The sequence below is a fragment of the Streptomyces sp. NPDC057623 genome, assembly GCF_042800355.1.
Taxonomy (GTDB): Bacteria; Actinomycetota; Actinomycetes; order Streptomycetales; family Streptomycetaceae; genus Streptomyces.
The window spans coordinates 79,656-100,563 of the sequence record NZ_JBHVGZ010000035.1; the positions used below are offsets into that span (position 1 = coordinate 79,656).

Consider the following 20,908-nt stretch of genomic DNA (forward strand, 5'->3'; position numbering starts at 1 on the left):
GGAAGCACATGAATATTGAGGCAGGTTCAGCGGATCCCGTTATCGCGCCCGCAGCTGTCGGTGCCACGGGAGTGGTGCCATGGCAGTTCGCGACCCTTGCGCATGTCTTCGAAGATCTGCACCGCACCGGAATCGATTCGGGCGCGGAAGTGTGTGTGTACATCGATGGTGTGGAGCGCGTGCGTCTGCTCTCCGAGGGGAGAGGATCCGAACAGCTTCAGAACGTGCGCTCTGTGAGCAAGGCGATTTTGTCCGTGCTGGTTCACTCCTTGCACGAGCGCGGAGTCATCGACATCGACGCACCGATGTCGGAAGTCTGGCCGGAGTTCGCTGAAGGGGGAAAGCAGCATGTGCCGTTGCGGCTCCTGCTGAGTCATCAGGCGGGCCTTGTCGGAGTCGACCGTCAGCTGTCCCTGCAAGATGTCCTGAAATGGGATCCAGCGGTGGAAGCGCTGGCCCGGCAGCGGCCCTACTGGGAACCCGGCACCGACCATGGCTACCACGACCTCACCTTCGGTTGGGGAGTGGGGGAATACCTGCGCCGGGCGACCGGACGCCCGGTCGGTGAACTGGTGCGCAGGGAACTCGCCCGGCCGCTCGGCCTGGACCTGTGGATCGGCATCGACCCCACCGTGGTCGAGAGGATCACGCCGTTGCGGCAGGCCGCCCCACAAGCGGGCCGCACGGCCGCTGACGTGGTCAGCCTGCTCGAAGACAAGACCTCGCTGTTCTACCGGTCCCAGATGAATCCCAATGTGTCAGGAGTCGAGAACACCTATCCATATCTGCGAGCCGAGATCCCCGGCTGCAACGCTGTGACCAACGCACGTTCTCTGGCACGCCTGTTCGCCGCGACCATGACGGCCGTTGACGGTGTCCGGCTGTGGGACTCATCGACCCTGCGCGAGGCCCGCAGGTTGCAGATGCGGCGCCCGGACCGGGTTTTCGGGCGTGAGCGTGCCTACGCCACGGGCTTCATGCTGCCGGACCCCAATCTGCCCCAGGCGGGCATGGAGTTCGACTCGTTCGGCCACTACGGACAGGACTGCTCGCTGGTCTTCGCCCTTCCCGGGCATGGCCTCGCCTTTTCCTACACGAGTACCCAACTGAATTCTCGGCTCGACCAGTACGCACGATTCGACCATCGCGCGACCCGGCTCGCCGCGGCTGCCGTCGAGGCCGTTGTCTCAGAGCAGGCATGACGAGGAGGACTTGTGGACATCCCTGTGGGCTTCACGTTCAGCGAGGAGGAGAAGGCCGCGGCACGCACCCTGCTCCTGGCCGTCGACACGTCCCCCTACCGTGACTACGAGGGATTCGAGCGGGAGGTACGCGAATCCGTCGCACCGCAGATGAGCAGTAGCCGGTTCGCCGAACACTGCACTCGGGTCAAGAAGGTGCACGGATTTGCGGAACCCTTCGTCAGGCTGGCGAACTGCCCGGTGGATCTCCAGGTGCCACCTCTCAGCTTCGACGACCCCGTCGGCGACAAACGGAGGCTGAAGACCACCTTCGTCGCAGAGGGATTCCTGCTCCTGTACGCGATATTCATGGATCAGGTCCTGTACGCCTACCAGAACACCAATGACGGCGACATCTTCCAGGACATCCGGCCCATGCGTGAACTCGCCGAGTCGCAGTCACAGAAGACGCTGCGCGGGCTCTCCTTCCACAAGGACGACGCCAACCACTACGTGCGTCCGCTGTGGTTCAACATCCTTGGTATTCAGTCAGCGGGGGTGAACGTGGTGAACACCTGCTACTCCGCGAACAAGGACATTCTTGCGGCGCTGTCGGACGACACCAAGAAGATCCTCGCGGCCGCGGAGTTCATTACGCCGCATGACGACCTGACGTCCGCCGGCGGCTACGACCTGGCCGAGGAGGCGCAGCAGCATCCGATCCTCGGCGGTGACGGGCCGACGGACCTGCGGTTCTTCGAGAAGCGGACGGTCGGCGCCTCACCCAGGGCGCAGGAGGCCGTCGACGAACTGCTCCGAGTCGTCCACGAGGTCAAGACTCCGGTGCACATCCAGTCGGGCGACTTCGTCGGTGCCGCGAACAACGCCTGCCTCCACAACCGCGAGGTGTCGGAGATCAAGGACGTGGAGCAACTCCGCGGACGATGGCTCGTCAAGACCGCGAGCGTCGGCTCGCTCGAGTCGATTCGGCCCTATCTGGTGGCCGACTCGGCACGCGTGGTCAAGGGGTGAGAGTCCGCGAACAGGGGAGACAACATGACTCGGGTGCGGGGGACAGCATGCTGACAGGCGCAGACACCACTGTTCTCGACCAGCTGAAGGAACAGGTACTGACCGTTCCCGACCGGCCGGCCGTGTCGGACGCCTGGGAGACCGTCACCTATCGCGAACTGTGGGCTCGCGCCCGGTCGTTGGCCCGGCTCCTGCGGGAGAGAGCGGACGAGGACGGGCTCCCGGTGGGCATCTGCCTGCCGGCCTCGGTGAACCGTGTTGCGGCAATGCTCGGCATCATGCTCGCCGGATCGCCTTACGTACCGGTCGACATGAACTTCCCCGACAGCCGGATCACCTCCATCCTCTCGACGTCGGGCACCCGGTGCGTGGTCGTGGACAGCCGTACCCGGGACCTGGTGACCTCGGCGGACTGCGACACCGTCGATGTGGCGGCGGCGACCGCCACCGACCCCCTCGCGGACGCACCGTCGGACAGCGCTGCCCCAGAAGCCGCGGACCTGGCGTACATCCTCCACACCTCAGGTTCCACCGGCGCGCCGAAGGGGGTGGCGATCGAGCACCACAGCGTCGTCAGTCTGTTCCGGGCGCTGGACGAGGTGCTGCCCGCCCTCGATGACCCTGCTGGGAAGTGTTGGCTGGCGACCACGAACATCTGCTTCGACATCTCCGTGGTCGAGCTCTTCTGGCCACTGACCAGAGGCATGTCCATCGTGGTCGTCGGTAGCGAGGCCCTGGCGGGACGCTCCTCGCCCGAGGCCGGCGATTTCCTCCCCGACGTGCTCGCGAGCGGCCGCGTGTCCCATTTCCAGGCGACACCGACGATGGTGGAGCTGATGCTGGCGGACGGTCGGCTGAGGGCCGGGCTGACCTCTGTCGAGGTACTCATCATGGGCGGCGAGGAAGTGCGCCCCCAACTGCTGCGCAGGCTCGATCGGATCCCGGTCGTCATCAACGGCTACGGACCCACCGAGGCCACCGTGTACGCCACGATGCACCGGTGCCGCCCCGACGACACCGCCTTCGTCCCCATCGGCCGGCCGCTGACCGGTGTGCGGGTCAGGGTCGTGGGCGAGGACGGCGAGGACTGCCCGCCCGGGGCGCCGGGTGAACTGCTGATCGGCGGGGCCGGCCTGGCCAGGGGATACCTCAACAATCCACAGCTCACCGCGGAGAAGTTCGCCGGCGACGTGACAGGAAGCGGCCGTTGGTATGCGACGGGCGACCTCGTCAGTGTCGGAGCGGACTCTTCCCTCCGCTTCCATGGCCGTAAGGACAGCCAGGTCAAGGTGCGGGGTTTCCGCGTGGAGCTGGGGGAGATCGAACAGGCCGTGCTGGGGATCCCCGGGGTGCGGGAAGCCGCGGTCGTCCCGGTCCGAGACGACCAGAACCTGGTCAAGGGAGTACGAGCAGCGGCCAGGACCACCGACGGGAAGCTCACCGAGGCGGGCATCCTTTCGGCCCTGCGGGAGGAACTGCCGTGGTACGCGCTGCCTGACCGCATCCTCCTGACCGACGACCTGCCGGTCAACGCCAACGGCAAGCTCGACCGCAAGACCCTGGAAGCGCGGCTCTCCCCGACCACTCCTGCGGAAAAGCCCCGTTCCGCGGCCAGGGGCTCGCTGGAGCAGATGATCGGCGACGTCTGGGCCTCCGTGCTGGGGCGGCCCGTGGACGTCGAAACGGATCGGAACTTCTTCGACCACGGCGGCAACTCGCAGCTGCTCATGCACGTGTTCCAGAAGCTGAGCGCCGAGCATCCGCGACTGGAACTGACGGACATGTACCGGTATCCCACCATCGCCGGGCTGAGCGCACATCTTCGATCCGCCCGACAGGACGTCGCCTCCGGCGAACCGCACAGGACGGCCGTCCGCGAAGCTCCAGGGCGCGAGCCGGTGCTCCGGGACGGACAACTCAGTTCGGCAGAGCGCAGACGGCTCGCGCGCAGGGGCCGTCGGCCCTAGGCCGCGCCCCCCCGTTTCACTCGGGGCCGCGGGGCACGGTCGTGCCGTCCCAAGGGCGCCGCACGCACCGGCCCCACTCCACCGTGCCCAGCAGGCGCCGCCGGCCCGCGACCTGACACGCCGGACGGCCCTGGCCGGCGGCGGTTCCGGCAGCGCAGGGCCGAGCTCGGACGAAAGAGGAACAGCTCACCATGGTCGATCAGCCGTATCCCCAAGAGCCGCTAGAACCCCAAGAGCCGCAAGAACCCCAAGAGCTGCAAGAACCCCAAGAGCCACAACAGCTGTTACAGCCGCAAGGCGTCGCCATCATCGGCATGGCATGCCGGTTTCCCGGAGCAGGCACGCCAGGCGAGTACTGGCACAACCTGGCGGACGAAGTGGAGTCCATCAGCGTCGAAGGCCGGGAGACCCGCGGTGAGGGGCGGGTGCGAGCCCACTCCCGGCTCGCCGGGATCGACCGCTTCGACGCGGAGTTCTTCGGCTACAGCAAACGAGAAGCAGACCTCCTGGACCCGCAGCACCGTCTCTTTCTGGAGTGCTGCTGGGAGGCGCTGGAGGACGGCGGCACGGCCGGGCGCAGACTCATCGAGGACATCGGCGTCTACGGCGGCAGCGGAACCAGCCTGTACCTGATGAACAACCTCTACGGACAGGCCACGAACCCCACGCCCAACTACCTCGACTCCGCCGCCGATCTACAGCTGGCGCTCGCCGCCGACCGGGACTACCTGGCGAGCCGTGTCTCCTACAAACTCGGCCTCACCGGGCCGAGCGTCAACGTGCAGGCGGCCTGTGCGACGTCGCTCTACGCGCTGCATCTGGCCTGCCAGGCGATCTTGAACGGCGAGTGCGACCTGGCCCTGGCCGGTGGCGCCCACATCCCGGTGCCCCAGATCGACTCGTACGTCCATGAGCCAGGGCTCGTGTTCTCCGAGGACGGGCACTGCCGGGTGTTCGACGCCTCCGCGACGGGAACGGTGTTCGGCAGCGGAGTGGGAGTCGTCCTCCTCAAGCCGTTGGAACAGGCGCTCGCGGACAACGACCGCGTCTATGCCGTGGTACGCGGCACTGCCATCAACAACGACGGTTCCGCCAAGCCCGGTTTCAGCGCGCCGAGCGTCGGGGGACAGGCCGCGGTCATCCGTCAGGCCCTCGCCGCGGCGGGTGTCGAGCCGGAGTCCGTGTCCTACGTCGAAGCACACGGGACCGGAACCCTGGCCGGCGACCCCGTCGAGGTGGCGGCACTGGCCGAGGCGTTCAGTGGTTGCCCTCCGCGTTCCTGCGCTCTGGGCTCGGTGAAGACGAACATCGGCCATCTCGGCTGGGCCGCCGGAATCGCAGGTGTGATCAAGACCGCGCTGGCCCTCACCCACCGGGTGATCCCGGCAAGCCTCAACTTCCGTGAGCCCAACCCGGCGATCGCCTTCGACCGCACCCCCTTCTACGTCAACGCCACGACGAAGGAGTGGCAGCACGGTGACGATCCGCTGCGCGCCGGAGTGAGCGCGTTCGGCCTGGGCGGTACGAACGCCCACGTCATCATGGAGGAAGCACCCCCGCGGACACGCGCGGAAGGGCGCGGCGACTCCGCGGGCCGGGCCGAAGTCCCGTGCGTCGTTCCCTTGTCGGCGCGCACGCGCCCGGCGCTGCGAGAGCTGGCAGGACGGGTGGGCGCGAGCCTCAGGGAACATCCGGAGCGGCGATGCGCGGACGTGGCCTTCAGCCTGGGCGAAGGGCGCAGGCACTTCCGGGAGCGCACCGCGGTGATGGCCTCGGGACGCGAGTCCTTGACCCACCTCCTGGACGCCGTGGCGAACGGCCAGGACAGCCTTGACACCCTCTGGGCCGACGACATGGGCGTCGTCACCGGTACGGCCGCCGCTACGACGCCGCGCATCGCCGCCCTGTTCACCGGCCAGGGCACGGAGTACCTGGAAGCCGGACGCGAACTCCACGAGAGCGAGCCGGTCTTCCGGGACACCATCCGCACGGCCGATGCAACGGTCTCCCGCTACCTGGGCGAACCGCTGTCGTCGATCCTCTACAAGAACCCCGTCCGGCGGGGTATGGAGATCGACGACATCGCCGCCGCACAGGCTGTCAACTACACGGTCCAGGCCGCTCTGTTGAACCTCTGGCGGAGCTGGGGAGTCGACCCCGACGTGTATCTCGGCCACAGCCTGGGCGAGTACGCGGCGGCCTACGGCGCCGGGGTGTTCGACTTCGAGACAGGGCTGTATTTGGTGTGCGAGCGGGGTCGGCTGCTCAAGTCGCTGCCGGACAACGGTGCGATGGCCGCGGTCTTCGCACCCGAGGCGGAGGTGGCCGAACTCCTCCACGGCAGTGTCGACATCGGTATCGCCGCGGTGAACACGCCGAACAACGTGGTCGTCTCGGGCGACCGGCGGGCGGTCGCCGACGCCGTACGGAAGGCCGAGAACCGGGGCGTGAGGTGCAAGCCGCTGCCGATCACGCGGGCTGGGCACTCCCCGCTGATCGATCCCATCACCGAGGCCTATACCGCTGTCCTGGAAGGCGTCACCCTGCACGCTCCGTCCCGGCCGATCATCTCCAACCTGACGGGCAGCCCGGTGGGCGCGGGGATCTCGGCAGCCTCGTACTGGCGGGACCAGTTGAGGAACCCGGTGCGCTTTCTCGACGCCGTGCGGGCAGCCGACGCGATGAAGGCCGACGTGTTCATGGAGCTGGGGCCGTCCCACGCACTGTCGACACTGGCCCAGCTCGCCCTCCAGGACGACGGCGCGAGCGGCCGTACCTGGCTTGAGCCTCTGCGGTGGGAGACGAACGACATGGCGTCGGTCCGCCGCGCGCTGGCCACCGCCTACACATCCGGCGTGACGGTCGACTGGGGTGCCGTCCATCCGGACGCGCACATGGCTTCAGCGCCCACCTACCCCTTCCAGCGACGCCGGCACTGGACCGACTCGGCCGAGAGCGACCCACGTACCAGGCGGCCCTCCGCGCAACCGGAGGACGCGCAGAGCCACCAGGTCCTCCCTGAGCCCCATGACGGCACACCACGCCCCTACGCCATCCGCTGGACCGAGACAGCCCCCCAGACCGCATCGGATCTGGCGGGCACGACATGCATGCTGGTCGGGCCGGAGTCGGCCCTGCTGCCGACTTTGGCGCGCCCGCTCGAACAAGCAGGTGCGGATGTCCGGATGTTCGCCGGCCGGGAACCCGGCACGCGGGGCGACGACATGGCCGAGAAGCTGGCGGCCCTGCTCGCCGAGGTCCGGCCGGACCTGCTGATCAACGCCTGGCCCTTGGTGGCGAAGAGGAACGACGACCTGCGAGGCGGCGAGAGCGGCGGCGCCTCCGTGGCAGCCCGGGTGCACCAGGCGGCCGGTGGCGCGATGCTGGCCGTCTACCAGGCGCTTTCCCAGGCCGGGCGTACAGACCTCCGGCTGCTGACCCTGACCTCCGGAGCTCAGTGCGTCGGCACCGACGACGCCCCGGACCCGGCGCAGACGGCGCTGATGGGGATGCACCGTACCGCCAGGACGGAGTACCGGCACTTGGCGCACGTCGCGCTCGACATCGATCCCGAGGACGTCAGACGACGCTGGGACGAGGTGGCGGCCCGGTTACCCCGCCGCATCACCGAAATGCCGGACACCGAACCGGAGTTGGCCATGCGGGGCGGTCGCCTCCTCGCACCACGGCTGGCACCGCTGCGCGACGTGGACGAGTCGGGCGTGATCGACGACGACGGCTGGTACCTCGTCACCGGAGGCACCGCCGGAGTGGGCCGTGTCTTCGCGCGGTGCCTTCTCGAACTCGGGGCCTCCAGACTGGTGTTGTGCCACCGCCGAGAACTCGACGAGCATGCCGAACGCTCCGTCGCGGAACTGCGCGAGTCCTTCGGGGCAGAGGTGGTCACCCGGCAGGCCGACGTCCGCGACCGCGATCAGATCGACCGCCTCGTCGCTGAGTTCGGGGCGAAATTCGGCCTACGGGGGATCGTGCACGCTGCCGGTGTGGTCGACGACGGAATCCTCGACCACATGGACTGGAACCGCATGGATCGGGTGCTCCAGCCCAAGGCCCAGGGCGCCTGGAACCTGCACGAAAGCACCATTCGACATGCTCCGGACCTGAACCTGTTCGTCATGACGTCCTCGTCGACCGGGCTGTTCGGCAACGAAGGACAGGTCAACCACGCCGCGGCCAGCGCCTTTCTCGACGGGCTCGCCCATCACCGGCGTTCGCTCGGCCTTCCCGGCCTGTCCCTCGACCTCGGGGCCTGGTCGGGAGTCGGCTACCTGCGAGGCAACGACGAGATCATCTCGGAGCTCCGGGACAAAGGAGTCGGCACCATCGATCCCGACACCGGCCGAACAGCGGTGCGCAGCGTCCTGAGGTGTGCGTCAACCGGACAACTGGCGGTACTGCCGGTCCAGTGGAACGCGCTGGATCCCGCCCATCATCTGGCGAGCAACCCCATCGCGGCGGAACTGGTACGGCCCCGGGTGGACTCGGGCGCCCAGACCGACCTCGAAGACGCCCGGCCGGAGTCGACGTCCGAGATCGAGGCCGTGTGCGTGGACATCGTGGCCGGGATTCTGGGCGAGCCCGAGGCGGCCGTCGAGAGCTGGAATCTGGCCGACGCCGGGATGGATTCGCTACGTGCCCTTTCCATCAGGAACGCATTGCAGAAGCGGCTGGGGATACCGCTCCCGACGTCGGTCTGCTTCGACAACTCGACCGTCGGTGACCTGGTCGACGAACTCGTCGCACGCTTGAACCCTCAGCAGGCCTAGACGAAGGCGGTATCCCATGGCGGAGATGGAGCACATTCTGAACGCGGTACTGGACGGCTCCGGTGCCGAGGAAATGCGGTCCCTTCCTGTTCCTGAGGAATATCGAGCCGCGGTGATCCTCGAAGAAGAGACCGAGATCTTCCACGACCTTCCCTCCAAGGAGAAGGACCCCCGCAAGTCCATCCATGTCCAGGAGGTGCCGACCCCGGAGCCGGGGCCCGGCGAGGCGCTGGTCGCGGTGATGGCGAGTTCCATCAACTACAACACCGTATGGAGTGCGATCTTCGAGCCGCTTCCGACGTTCGGTTTTCTTCAGCGCTATGCGCGGTCGGTTCCCTCCGCAGCGGGCCACGACCAGCCCTTCCACGTGCTGGGCTCCGATCTGTCGGGGGTCGTGCTGAGGACCGGCCCCGGGGTATCGAAATGGCAGCCGGGGCAGCGGGTGGTCGCCCACTGCCTTTCCGTCGAACTCGCCTCCGCCGACGGGCACGACGACACCATGCTCGACCCCGATCAGCGGATCTGGGGCTATGAGACCAACTACGGCGGCCTGGGCGAACTCGCCCTGGTCAAGGCCAACCAGCTCATGCCCAAGCCGGCTCATCTCTCCTGGGAGGAGGCGGCCTGTTCGGGCCTGGTGAACTCCACCGCCTACCGGCAGCTGGTCTCCCGCAACGGGGCCGGCATGAAGCAGGGCGACACGGTGCTGATCTGGGGTGCGGCAGGGGGTGTGGGGTCCTACGCCACCCAGCTCGCGGTGAACGGCGGAGCCGTCCCCGTGTGTGTCGTCTCGGACGAGCGCAAGGCGGAACTGGTCCGGGCGACGGGCGCGGAACACGTCATCAACCGCGCCGAAGAAGGGTACGAGTTCTGGAGCGACGACAGGACACCCAATCCGCGCGAGTGGAAGAGGTTCGGGGCCCACATCCGGGAACTGACCGGCGGGGAGGACCCCGACATCGTCATCGAACACCCCGGACGGGAGACCTTCGGCGCCAGTGTGTATGTCACCCGGCGAGGAGGGACGATCGTGACCTGCGCCTCGACGTCGGGTTTCATGCACGAATACGACAACCGCTACCTGTGGATGGCGCTCAAGAAGATCGTCGGAAGCCATTTCGCCAACTACCGGGAAGCATGGGAGGCAAACCGCCTCATCGCGAAGGGCCTCGTACACCCGACGCTGTCCGCCGTCCATCCGCTGCTCCACACCGGAGACGCGGCACGCGAGGTTCAGCAGAATGTGCACACGGGGAAGATCGGAGTCCTGTGCCTGGCGCCCCGGGAGGGACTGGGGGTCGACGATCCTGCTTTTCGGGAGAAATGCGAAGCCGCCATTAATCGGTTTCGCAGTTCTGGGCGGTAGGACGAGCGATGAGGGAATGACGCGATCATCCGGCGAAAACCTCGCCGCAGCACGCGCCGCGCGCCAGGAGTACGCCAGGAGCATCTTCCTCAAGTGCCTGCTTGATCTGTAGTCCAGCGGGTCTGGTCACCAACCTGTCTGGGCAGCGCACCCGTTGGGACAGAGGGCTGTGAAGTTGCCGTTCGTTCGATGACTCGGATGCGAGGATGTCGTCCGTGACCAAACTGTCTTCGCCGCCTGACGCCGAGGGCATGCCTCGCAGTCACGGCCTGGGCCCGCGTGTCGCTGCCGTGCTCGTGTTCGGGTCCTCGGCCGCGGTGCTGGTGGTCGAGATCGTCGCTCTGCGGCTGCTGGCTCCCTATCTCGGCCTCACCTTGGAGACCAGCACGATGGTGATCGGCATCGCGCTCACCGCGATCGCCCTGGGCTCCTGGCTGGGTGGGCGCATCGCCGACCAGGTCGATCCACGCCGGCTCATCGGCCCCTCGCTCGGAATGTCGGGAGTGGTCGTCGCGCTCACGCCTGCCGCGCTGCGCGCCACCGCGGAGTGGGCGCCGGCGATGCTCCTGCTGATCGCGACCACCGCCATCCTCGTCCCCGGCGCGCTGCTCGCTGCGGTGACGCCGATCGTCACCAAGCTGCGTCTCACCAGCCTCGCCGAGACCGGAGCGGTGGTCGGCCGCCTGTCCGGTGTCGGCACCGCCGGCGCCATCGTCGGCACCGTCCTCACCGGCTTCGTACTCGTATCGCGGCTGCCGGTCAGCGGCATACTCATCGGCCTCGGAACGCTGTTGGTCATCGGCTCAGCGCTGGTGGAGTGGCGAAGGCGAGGACGGAGCGGCGCCCCCGCCCTGACACTCCTCGTCGTTGCCGGCGGCCTGGCGACCACGGTCGCACCCGGCGGCTGTGACACGGAGACCAAGTACCACTGCGCAAGGGTCGTCGCAGACCCCCACCGGGACGGCGGCCGCACCCTCGTTCTCGACGGCCTGCGGCACTCCTACGTCGACATCGACGACCCGACCTTTCTGAAGTTCGGGTACGTGCGCGCCATCGCGTCGGTGGTTGATACCGCCTTTCCCGAAGGTGAACCCCTCGCTGCCCACCATCTGGGCGGAGGCGGGCTCACACTTCCCCGCTACCTCGCGGCCACGCGGCCCGGGACGCGCAGCCTGGTATCCGAGATCGACGGCGGACTCGTCGGCATCAACCGCGATCACCTCGGTCTGGGACCACAGGCCGGTATCGACATGCGCGTCGAGGACGGCAGGCTCGGCCTGCGGAGACTGGGCGCAGGCAGTCATGACCTCGTCGTCGGCGACGCCTTCGGGGGCGTCAGCGTCCCCTGGCACCTCACCACCGTGGAAGCGATGACGGACGTCCGGCGGGTGCTCAAGACGGACGGCCTGTACGTGGCCAACCTCATCGATCACGGTCGTATGGCCTTCGCACGTGCTGAAGTAGCCACCCTCGGCGAGACCTTCGAGCACGTTGCCGTCCTCGGCGAACCCGCCGATATCGGCCTCGATCCGACCGCCACCGCAGAAGGCGGCAATCTGGTGGTGCTCGCCTCCGACCGACCGGTGGACCTACACGCGACCCAGAAAGCGCTGGACGCCCGGAAAACCGGGTGGAAGATCGCCACCGGCGACGATGTCACCTCCTGGACCGGCGATGCCCACATACTCACCGACGACTACGCGCCTGTCGACCAGCTCCTGCAGCCCTCCAGCCCACGGAGCGGCCGGTGACGCGACACACGTCCGTGCCCTGCCGAGGCGCGCGGTCGACCGGTCAGCGCGCGTACCTGAGTTCAACGGAGTACGAGGCGCCGGGGAACTCCCACCCGTCGGTGCCTTCGCCGATGTCCGCCACGATGACGTCGTCGACGAAGTGGTCCTCGAACTCGACGTCGGTGAGTTCGCCGGCCAGCCAGAGTGCCTCGATCGTGGTCCAGTCGCCCCTGCTCGCGTCGATGCGCAGGGGCGCCGCCCGCCGTGTGCCGCGCTCACGTTCGTCATTGCCTGTCCTGACGATGCCGCTGATCTCGAACTGCCCTTCCGTGACGCGGTCGGGAAGCGGGTCGGCAGGGACGACGGCGACGTTCTCGTAGGCGGTGTGAATGAGGTCGCGGTAGCTGCGGCGGACGTTGTACTCAGCGTCGGACAGCCAGTTGAGCAGGGTTCTGGCGGTCACGTCGAGCCCAGCGTCTTCGAGGGCCTGGTATCCGCGGTGGGTTGCGGTGAGGTGGCTGAGCTGGGCGTGCCAGTGCCGGGCGTGGTACGACGACAGGCGGTGCCGGGGAGTGACCTGGGCGCGCAGGAGGTCGTTGAGTGCGCCGCCCAGGGTGCCACCGCGGCCCGTGGGGCCGGCCATCAGTCGTCACCCTTGGGAATGATCTCGCCGGGCCGGATGAACTTGGCCTTCACTTCGCCGAATCCGGTCCCGATCCGGTACGTGGTGGGCGGAGTGCCGTCAGGCGTCCAGAAGGCGGCCGCGTCGACGTTGAACAGCCCGATGAGCCTGCTGCCCTCCTGGACGGCCCTGAAGGCCACCGACCAGTGGCGGACCGACGCCTCGGCCACCATGCTCATGCGCCAGTCCGGCCGCCAGAACGGGGACTTCTGTTCGGCGCGCTTGGGCCACAGCAGGCGCAGCGCGATGGACAGCCGGGTCTTGTACGCCTTGTAGGGGTCACCGCCGACCTGGACCAGCTCGGTCCGTGCCTTTCGGGTGGCCTCGTAGAAGGGCTTGAACAGGGACTCGTTGGCTTTCCCTGTCCACGAGTCGTGAATGGCCGGTGCGGCGCCGAGGTGGCCGTCCCGGGCGAGCTTCTCCAGTTGCCTGATGTGCGGGGTGGTCACCCACACGCGGCCCTGGTCGTCGGGCCGCTCGGTGATCCGCCCCAGAGGGTGCGGCATGTCGGTGCGGTTCCACTCCGGGATGTCGATGAGGTAGATGCCGGCCGTCGTCTTGTCGAACGCGTCGAGTGGGCCGGTGTGCAGAAGCTTGTTCGGGGCGAGGGGGACGGCCGAACAGGCGGAGGGGAAGCTGCCGTTGCGGTCGATCAGGCAGATCACGCCCTCGCCGAAGGAGGCGGGCACGTCGAGGCGGTCGCGCCGGACGCGCTTTCCGTTCGCCTTGATGTGGGGAACGCGTTCCAGGGTGACGTCGGGGTGGACCCAGCCGGGCTCGCCGTCCATGTCCTCGCTGATCAGCGGCCATGGGGCGCTGTCGCGTTCCTCGGTGCGGATGACCTTGATCGGGTGCATCTTCGAGCGGCCGACCGCGTCCTTGAGAATTCTCAACGCGGGGAAGACCGCTCCCTCCGGCTCGTCCTCCTCATCCCCCGGCACCAGGCCGTCCCCGTCGTCCTCTTCGCCGACGCCGTCGGACGCTTGCTCACGGGCAGCGATGGGCTGGGCGCCGGCGACGGCGGGTCTCCCGGCGGTGTCGGCGGGCGCGGCGTTGCCGTACGCCTCCAGCGCGGCGGCGAGACGGCGTCCCTCGGCGGTGTCCGGCAGTCGCAGCGGCGCCGAAGCCGCCTCAGCGAGGGGCTGCCCGAGTTCCGCGAGAGCTTCGAGATCGCCGTTGACCAGTGCGGTGCGCAGCGCCGCCAATACGTGGGTGACGGAGGCGGGCAGGCCCTGCCGGGCACCGGAGGTGTAGGGGAGCGCCGCCTCGGCCAGCTCCTGCTCCAGCGGGCTGCCCGGCGGCCGGCCGGTTCCTTCGCCGCCGGCACGGTCGACGGGGGCTTCTCCGGCATCGAGGAAGCGGGCGTGCAGCAGGTCGGGCCGTAGGTATGCCGAGCCGATCGCACCGAAGTCGCGTTCCGTGACCGATACCTGGACCTTGGCGGGGTCCGCGGTCGGTGCGAGCGTCACCAGGATGTCGGCGTCCAGGAGACCCAGGAGGCTGGGATCGTCGCTGTCCACGATGGCCAGCACCGGTACGTGCAGAGTGCGCGCGAGCCCGGCCAGGGCTTGCGAGGCGCCCGGAAGACGGTCGCCGGACAGGGGGAGCCGGGCGTTGTGGGCGGCCTGGAGGCGGTCCACGACCACGAGGGCCAGGTCCTGCACGTATGGGGCGGTCTCCGCGATCGCCTCGGCGGTCAGATCACTGCCGTCGTCGATCAGCAGCGGCGCCTGGACCAACTGCTGGGCGAGCTGCTGCTCGTGTTCGGTGAGGCGGCCCTGCTTCAGGCGCGGGTAGTCGCCGCCGGTCTCCGCCGAGATGATCCGCCGCATGACGTCAGCCTGGTTCGGCCCCGACGCCGCGTAGAGAACCTTGTGGTTGTCGACGAGCGCGGTCTGCCTTGCGGCGGCCAGTCCCAGGAGGCTTCCGCCGACGTTCGGGGCGGCCGCCACAAGCGTCAGCCGGCCCGACTGCAGGCCCCCCGTCGCCGCGTCCAGACCGGGCAGCCCGAACGTGGTGCTGCCGACCGGCCCTGAGGTGAGTGCGGCGCCGATGGCGTCGCCCAGCGTGGCGAGCCTGCGCGGCGCGCTCTCGCGTTCCGAACGACCTCGGCTGTTCACCGCACCCCCTGCGGGCGCCGCGCCGGCGGCCGCGGCTGGATCGGACGAGTGGGTACCGGCGCGGACGTCGGCGGGCAGCAGCACCGCGACCGGTGTGGTGTTGCGCAGGAGCACCTGTGGCTGTCCCTGAGCCGCCCGTGTGATGAGGTCACCGAAGTCCTTCTGGGCCGCACTGAGAACGTGGGAGGGAACCTCGGACTTCCGCGCTGCCGGAAGCCGGTCGAGTGGCGCCAGCAGCACGCGATCCTGACGCTTCTGGCCCTTGTGGATCAGGGTCGTGCGCCCCTCTTCCTCGGCACGCTTCACCAGGGAGTAGAGGGCGTTGCGCGCCTCGGTCGCGTTCATCGCGGTTACTTCGGGTTCTGCCGGACTCACTCACCCTCCCGGGCCTTTGAACTCGCCATCATGCTAGCGATACCCACGCACTGAGAGGATCCTATTCATACCTGTTTTCGTGAATCTCACTCACCTCTGAAGACTTCCGGTGTGAGTTCACCGTTCACTCTCTCTCCGGCTTCCGTGGCAGATGGCGGGTCGTTGGCCGCTTCACGGCCGGGGGCAACGATCGGGCCGTTTCGGTAGTCGTAGGAGTGACATGTATCCGTATCCGGTCCAGCCACCAACCGACCTTGCCGGTGATGTGGTTGGCAGCCGGCCTGTCATCCCTGGGAGATTTCATGAGAAGCCTGGCCACGCCACCTGGCGACAGACAGAGCGACGGGTGCGACAGCGGTCCGCGCAGCGCCGCCCCACGTGCCCGCCTGCGGCGCGAGTCCGTCGGTCGCGCGACCAGCCGCGGCGCCGTGGCGTCGGCCGTCGGTCTTCTGCTGGTCGGGGTCGGCTCCTCGGCCGATGCCACGCCCAGGGGCCCGGTGGTCAGTGGTGCCACCGTCAATTCCGGACGGGACGTCATAGTGGGCATCACGCACGACGTGGTGTTCCCGGTCACGGTCACCGGTTCGGATGACCCCGGCCTGAATTTCGCTGACGTGGATCTGAAGGGGCCGCACGGAGGCTTCTACACCACTGACGCGTACTGCGAGACCGCGACGGCATGCACGACGGTGTTCACCGTCAACGCCCACCCGGCCGCGGGCAGCGACGACCCGGTGGACCTGGCCAACGCCAACGCGGGAACCTGGTCGGTCGACGCCTTGGTCGACGCCGACACCGGCGACTCGGTCTTTGCCCCCGGCGTGGGGTCGTTCGGCCTCAAGCGTGCCGCGCGGCTCACGGTCAACGCCTCACCGGAACCGGTGGCCAAGGGTGCCCGCATCACGGTGACCGGAAAACTCGTGCGAGCCAACTGGGACACCTACCGGTATGCGGGATACACGGGCCAAGCCGTGAAACTGCAGTTCCGCCCCAAGGACAGCAGCACCTACACCACCGTGGCCACGGTGAACACCAGCAACACCGGCACCCTGCGCACCACGGTCAAGGCCGTCAAGGACGGCTACTGGCGTTGGGACTTCACCGGCACCACCACCACCGGCCCGGCCAAGGCGACCGGCGACTACGTCGACGTACGACCCTGATCCGGTCAGCACGCGCCGGGTGACTGGGACGCCTGCTCCCACCGTTCCTGAAGACTGAGCACGAGTTGCACAAACGGCGCGGCACGCCGACCGGGTTGCCATACTCGTCCAGGAGCCCGGCGGCGAGGTGGTCGGCGTTCGCATCGACGCCGATCACGCCATCCGCCCGCAGCTCATGGAGCGGGACGACGTGCAGGTCAGCGATCCTGAACAGACGGCCGCCGGTCGGCCGTCGTCGGATGGTTGGTGGTCTACGCAGGGTGCGGCCTTCGGCGTCCCTGTCTCAGTGCACAACGCCACTGACTGCGGAGCGACTTGCTGGACCTGGCCGTCCGCGAAGGTGATCCCTGGCTTCTCGGTATGGCCCAGCCTGAGCAGGACGAACCCGCCGATCGCACCGAAGGGAGAGCGGGCCGTGTGTGCCGCCGGGGCGACGGCTTGCCCGGCATTCGGCGGCATGGTGGTCGCACAGGCGGTGGCTTCCGGCGTGAGCGAATGCGCTCGACGGTGCGATGGCCCCGTACGCTCCCCTTGCCTGGGCGGATAGCATCAGGGCCCGGCGTGGTTCCCAGCAAAGGCGACCTTCATGGATCCGGCCGCGATGCCTCCCCCCGTAGCGAGTATCACCCTGCGTCAACTGCTGATGTCCATGGGTGACTCACTGGTGGAGGTGCAGGCCGCTCCCGCGGGGCTTGATGTCGAGATCCGGGATGTCTGCCTGCTCGACCCCGAGGACCCTCCGAGCGCCCAGCCCGGCCAGTTGATCCTCGTCATCGGTGCCCGTGGTCGAGCGGTCCTTCCCGCGCTGCGGGCCGCCGGCCGCGACGGAGCCGCCGCTGTCGTGGTCAAGCTGGACGGTCCCGGTCAGTCCGCGGCCCTGGGCGAGGCCGCCGCCGAGGCCGGCGTGGCACTGCTCTCGCTGCGCGGTGAAGCGCGATGGGAGCAGGTGAACGCGTTGGCCCGCGCCGCCCTCGACGACGCCCCTCCTGGACACCCCGACGCGGAGGCGGAGGAGGGTGACCTGTTCTCCCTCGCCCAGACCACCGCGGTCCTCACCAGTGGCATCGTCAGCATCGAGGACGCCGCCAACCGGGTGCTGGCCTACTCTCGCTCCACCGACACCGACGAGATCGACGACCTGCGGCGGCGTTCCATTCTCGGCTGGCAGGGACCAGAGGCGTATCTGGCGAAACTGCGCGAGTGGGGCGTCTTCCAGCACCTGCACTCCAGTGATCAGGTGATGGGCATCGACAGCCACCCGGAACTGGGGATCCGCCGCCGCCTCGCGGTTTCGATCCGGTCCGGGGGCCGGCAGTTGGGCACCATCTGGGTGCAGGAGGGCTCGACGCCCCTGTCCGAACACTCGGAGCAGGCACTTCTGGGTGCCGCCCGGGTCGCCGCGCACCACCTGGTGCGCCGCCGCCGGGTGCTCTCCGAGGATGTGACACTGACCCGGACCTTGCTGGCCGGGCTTCTGGAGGGGAGCACCGGGCCGCAACCGCTCGCCACGCACCTGGGGTTCGACGCGACCCTGCCGGCCGCCGTCCTGGGGTTCTCGTACGGGAGCGCGGAGGTTGTCGCCGCGCCGGAGACGAGTCATGCAGGCGCCGCACCGGAGCTGACCCACACCGAGGTCACCAACCTGATCTCGGTGCACATCGCCGCTCGGCACCGCAGCGCGCTGGTCACCCAGCTCGACCCCCGGATCTATGTCCTTCTGCCCCAGCTTCCTCGCAGCATCGACACGGACACGCTGCGCGGCTGGGGCCAGGAGATCACCGATGCCGCACGCCGCCACCTGGGCCTGGCGTTGCGCGGCTCGGTCGGCTGTGTGGTGTCCGGGCTCGGCGAAGTTCCCGAGTCACGCCGGGAGTCCGACCGCATCCTCGACGCCATGATGGGCGTCGGCCTGCCCGCCGCGGTCGCCGCACTGCCGGACATCCAGGCGGAAGTGCTGGTCAGCGAGATACTGACGCTGCTCGCCGCCCACCCCGAGATACGGGATCCACGGCTGAGCGCCCTGGCAGCGCACGACAGCCGGCACCAGGGGCGGCTGGCCGAGTCCCTGCTGGCCTATCTGAACGCCTTCGGTGACATCCGGGAGGCCGCCGCCCAGCTGCATGTGCACCCCAACACGCTGCGCTATCGCCTTCGCAGGGCGGAGGAGCTGACCGGTCTCGATCTGAGCCGTCCCGACCAGCGTCTGCTGGCCATGCTCCAGTTGCGGCTTCCGCCGACCAACTGACGCCGCCTGCGCATTGTCCAGTCGTACAGGCATTGCGGGGGAGTTTGTTCATCGTTCACAAACACGCCGCCCCATGGCCCCCCATAAGCTTGCGCAAATCCATTTCCCCAGGTGACACGGCTCTCCCTCCCACGAGGAGGCGGAGCGAGACGCTCCCTGCCGGCACCTCCTTCCCGGGCCACCCACTCCTCGCCAGGCCCTCCCAACCACTCAATGGATGTCGACATGACTACACGTCCCCCTGGTTCTCTGGCATCTGACACCGCCCCGCCCGCAGAGGGCCGACCTCCGGAGCAGGCAGGTCTGCGGGCCGGTCTCAAGAACCGCCATCTGTCGATGATCGCCATCGGCGGGGTGATCGGTGCCGGTCTCTTCGTAGGTTCCGCATCCGGTATCGCCGCCGCCGGCCCCGGCATCCTGGTGTCGTACGTACTGGTCGGTGCCCTGGTCGTCTTTGTGATGCGGATGCTCGGCGAGATGGCCGCTGCCAATCCGTCCTCCGGCTCCTTCTCCGCCTACGCGGACCGGGCGCTCGGTCGCTGGGCCGGATTCTCGATCGGCTGGCTGTACTGGTTCTTCTGGGTCGTGGTGCTGGCAGTGGAGGCGACCGCGGGTGCCGTGATCCTTGAGGGGTGGGTGCCGGCCGTACCGCAGTGGGCCTGGGCGCTGATCGTGATGGTGGTGCTCACGGCCACGAACCTGGCCTCGGTAGGCTCCTTCGGCGAATTCGAGTTCTGGTTCGCGGGCATCAAGGTCGTCGCCATCGCGGGCTTCATCGTGCTCGGCGGTCTGGCGATCTTCGGCGTGCTGCCTGGCACCGACCACGCCGCGACCGGCTTCGCCAATCTCACCGAGCACGGCGGTTTCCTGCCCAACGGGCCCGGTGCGATCCTCACCGGCATCCTGCTGGTCGTCTTCTCCTTCATGGGCAGCGAGATCGTCACCCTCGCCGCCGGTGAGTCCCCGGATGCTCGGCGGGCGGTCGCCAAGGCCACCAGGAGCGTGATCTGGCGGGTAGGGGTCTTCTACGTCGGTTCGATCCTCGTCGTGGTCTCGCTGCTGCCGTGGAACGACCCCGCGATCAAGAAGGACGGCTCGTACGTGGCGGCCCTGGACTCGATCGGTATCCCGCACGCGGGGCAGATCATGAACGTCGTCGTGCTGACCGCCGTGCTGTCCTGCCTCAACTCCGGCCTCTACACCGCCTCCCGCATGGCCTTCTCCCTCGGCCAGCGGGGCGACGCGCCGCAGTCCTTCGTCCGCACGAACTCCCGCGGTGTCCCGCACACCGCGATCCTGGCCTCGGTGGCCTTCGGCTTCGTCGCCGTCGCCTTCAACTACCTGTGGCCGGACACCGTCTTCCAGTTCCTGCTGAACTCCTCCGGCGCCGTCGCGCTCTTCGTGTGGCTGGTCATCTGCTTCTCCCAACTGCGGATGCGGGGGATCATCCTGCGCGAGAGCCCGGAGAAGCTCGTGGTCCGGATGTGGCTGTTCCCGTATCTGACGTGGGCGACGATCGGGATGATCTCGTTCGTACTCCTCTACATGCTCACCGACGACAGTGAGGGTGGTGGCCGCAGCCAGGTCCTGCTCTCCGTACTCGTCGCCGCCCTGGTGATCGCGATCGCGCTCGTCCGGGACCGGATCCGGCGCAACGGCACCAAGGAGGCTGTCGCGCCCCGATAACCACCGCGAACGCCTCACGGTGGGCCAGGCTCCCTGCCGGCTTCGGCAGGGAGACGCCCCGCACCTACGCGCAGCGGATCAGGTCTGTTCGTGGGGGGCATGAATCGGGAAGCCGCCCACGACGACTTGGCAGCTGACTACGACCACGTCTTCAGGCGTTCTGGACCTGCTGGGCGCGGGCGGCCACCATCGAGGCCAGCTGCTCGAACTCCGTGTTCCATTCCGGGTCGTCGAGCACCGGCGCGTATTCCATCTCGACGAGGACGGTGCCGACGCGGAGCAGGGCGACGGCTGTCGTCTCTTCGAGGTCGGCGTTGTAGTGGGTGATCCCGGCGCGCTGATCGCCGAGCTCCGGGAGAGGGATCTCGGTCGCCCTGTTGTTGTTGGCGATGCCGGATCGGGACTCCTCGAACTCCTTCGCGACCAGTGCTACTCGAGGGCAGGACCACACCGTGAACAGTGCGTGGACCACCGTTTGTCGGCGACGCGTGAATCGTGACCCACTTTCGACGGGTGAAAAGTGACCCCCACTGCGTCAGTTGATGTTGGTCATTCCCCGGTGTTGGCCGCG

At 68.3% G+C, this 20,908-nt stretch carries 12 protein-coding genes; 9 read left to right on the forward strand and 3 right to left on the reverse strand.

Annotated features, from left to right (window positions below; translation table 11 throughout):
* The first annotated feature begins 8 nt into the window (after positions 1-8).
* From ACFU95_RS30045 to ACFU95_RS30070, 6 genes are all read left to right on the forward strand, one after another.
* Positions 9-1,202, forward strand: coding sequence for a serine hydrolase domain-containing protein (locus ACFU95_RS30045; protein ID WP_383833526.1), 1,194 nt, complete (start codon positions 9-11; stop codon positions 1,200-1,202).
* Positions 1,203-1,214: 12 nt separating this feature from the next.
* On the forward strand, positions 1,215-2,213 hold the full coding sequence (locus ACFU95_RS30050; RefSeq protein ID WP_383833529.1) for a hypothetical protein: 999 nt from the start codon (positions 1,215-1,217) through the stop codon (positions 2,211-2,213).
* 47 nt (positions 2,214-2,260) lie between these two features.
* The gene (locus ACFU95_RS30055; RefSeq protein WP_383833532.1) at positions 2,261-4,180 is read left to right on the forward strand and encodes an amino acid adenylation domain-containing protein; all 1,920 of its coding nucleotides are present in this window, start codon (positions 2,261-2,263) and stop codon (positions 4,178-4,180) included.
* A 314-nt stretch (positions 4,181-4,494) separates the two neighbouring features.
* Positions 4,495-8,967 carry an SDR family NAD(P)-dependent oxidoreductase gene (locus ACFU95_RS30060; RefSeq protein WP_383833536.1) on the forward strand — a complete coding sequence of 1,491 codons (4,473 nt, stop codon included), beginning with the start codon at positions 4,495-4,497 and terminating at the stop codon, positions 8,965-8,967.
* Positions 8,968-8,992: 25 nt separating this feature from the next.
* On the forward strand, positions 8,993-10,333 hold the full coding sequence (gene ccrA, locus ACFU95_RS30065; protein ID WP_383833539.1) for a crotonyl-CoA carboxylase/reductase: 1,341 nt from the start codon (positions 8,993-8,995) through the stop codon (positions 10,331-10,333).
* A gap of 206 nt (positions 10,334-10,539) precedes the next feature.
* Positions 10,540-12,084, forward strand: coding sequence for a fused MFS/spermidine synthase (locus ACFU95_RS30070; RefSeq protein ID WP_383833542.1), 1,545 nt, complete (start codon positions 10,540-10,542; stop codon positions 12,082-12,084).
* Between the two features lie 43 nt (positions 12,085-12,127).
* Here the strand turns inward: ACFU95_RS30070 and ACFU95_RS30075 are convergent, their stop codons facing one another.
* Positions 12,128-12,709 (reverse strand): hypothetical protein, encoded by a 582-nt coding sequence (locus ACFU95_RS30075; protein ID WP_383833545.1) that lies wholly within the window; start codon positions 12,707-12,709, stop codon positions 12,128-12,130.
* Complete coding sequence (locus ACFU95_RS30080; protein WP_383833547.1) at positions 12,709-15,213, reverse strand: DnaB-like helicase C-terminal domain-containing protein; 2,505 nt, start codon at positions 15,211-15,213, stop codon at positions 12,709-12,711. The genes ACFU95_RS30075 and ACFU95_RS30080 overlap by 1 nt, the downstream gene beginning before the upstream one ends.
* A 332-nt stretch (positions 15,214-15,545) precedes the next feature.
* Between ACFU95_RS30080 and ACFU95_RS30085 the strand changes: the two genes are divergently transcribed.
* The 3 genes from ACFU95_RS30085 to ACFU95_RS30095 all read left to right on the forward strand — a co-directional run bounded on the left by ACFU95_RS30085 (position 15,546) and on the right by ACFU95_RS30095 (position 20,337).
* The gene (locus tag ACFU95_RS30085; RefSeq protein WP_383833550.1) at positions 15,546-16,406 is read left to right on the forward strand and encodes a calcium-binding protein; all 861 of its coding nucleotides are present in this window, start codon (positions 15,546-15,548) and stop codon (positions 16,404-16,406) included.
* Positions 16,407-17,007: 601 nt separating this feature from the next.
* Positions 17,008-18,651: a PucR family transcriptional regulator gene (locus tag ACFU95_RS30090; protein WP_383833554.1), complete on the forward strand. Its 1,644-nt coding sequence runs from the start codon at positions 17,008-17,010 to the stop codon at positions 18,649-18,651.
* Positions 18,652-18,876: 225 nt separating this feature from the next.
* Entirely contained in the window at positions 18,877-20,337 is a 1,461-nt protein-coding gene (locus tag ACFU95_RS30095; RefSeq protein WP_383833557.1) for an amino acid permease, read from the forward strand.
* A 151-nt stretch (positions 20,338-20,488) separates the two neighbouring features.
* Here the strand turns inward: ACFU95_RS30095 and ACFU95_RS30100 are convergent, their stop codons facing one another.
* The gene (locus ACFU95_RS30100) at positions 20,489-20,809 is read right to left on the reverse strand and encodes a hypothetical protein (protein WP_383833560.1); all 321 of its coding nucleotides are present in this window, start codon (positions 20,807-20,809) and stop codon (positions 20,489-20,491) included.
* Positions 20,810-20,908: the final 99 nt, after the last annotated feature.

Bases quoted from the DNA above. Each gene is read 5' to 3' on its own strand.
- ACFU95_RS30080 (WP_383833547.1), bottom strand. From the start codon at position 15,213: ATGAACGCGACCGAGGCGCGCAACGCCCTCTACTCCCTGGTGAAGCGT.
- ACFU95_RS30060 (WP_383833536.1), top strand. From the start codon at position 4,495: ATGGCATGCCGGTTTCCCGGAGCAGGCACGCCAGGCGAGTACTGGCAC.
- ACFU95_RS30085 (WP_383833550.1), top strand. From the start codon at position 15,546: ATGAGAAGCCTGGCCACGCCACCTGGCGACAGACAGAGCGACGGGTGC.
- ACFU95_RS30055 (WP_383833532.1), top strand. From the start codon at position 2,261: ATGCTGACAGGCGCAGACACCACTGTTCTCGACCAGCTGAAGGAACAG.
- ACFU95_RS30070 (WP_383833542.1), top strand. From the start codon at position 10,540: ATGTCGTCCGTGACCAAACTGTCTTCGCCGCCTGACGCCGAGGGCATG.
- ACFU95_RS30045 (WP_383833526.1), top strand. From the start codon at position 9: ATGAATATTGAGGCAGGTTCAGCGGATCCCGTTATCGCGCCCGCAGCT.
- ACFU95_RS30090 (WP_383833554.1), top strand. From the start codon at position 17,008: ATGCCTCCCCCCGTAGCGAGTATCACCCTGCGTCAACTGCTGATGTCC.
- ACFU95_RS30095 (WP_383833557.1), top strand. From the start codon at position 18,877: ATGACTACACGTCCCCCTGGTTCTCTGGCATCTGACACCGCCCCGCCC.
- ccrA (WP_383833539.1), top strand. From the start codon at position 8,993: ATGGAGCACATTCTGAACGCGGTACTGGACGGCTCCGGTGCCGAGGAA.
- ACFU95_RS30075 (WP_383833545.1), bottom strand. From the start codon at position 12,709: ATGGCCGGCCCCACGGGCCGCGGTGGCACCCTGGGCGGCGCACTCAAC.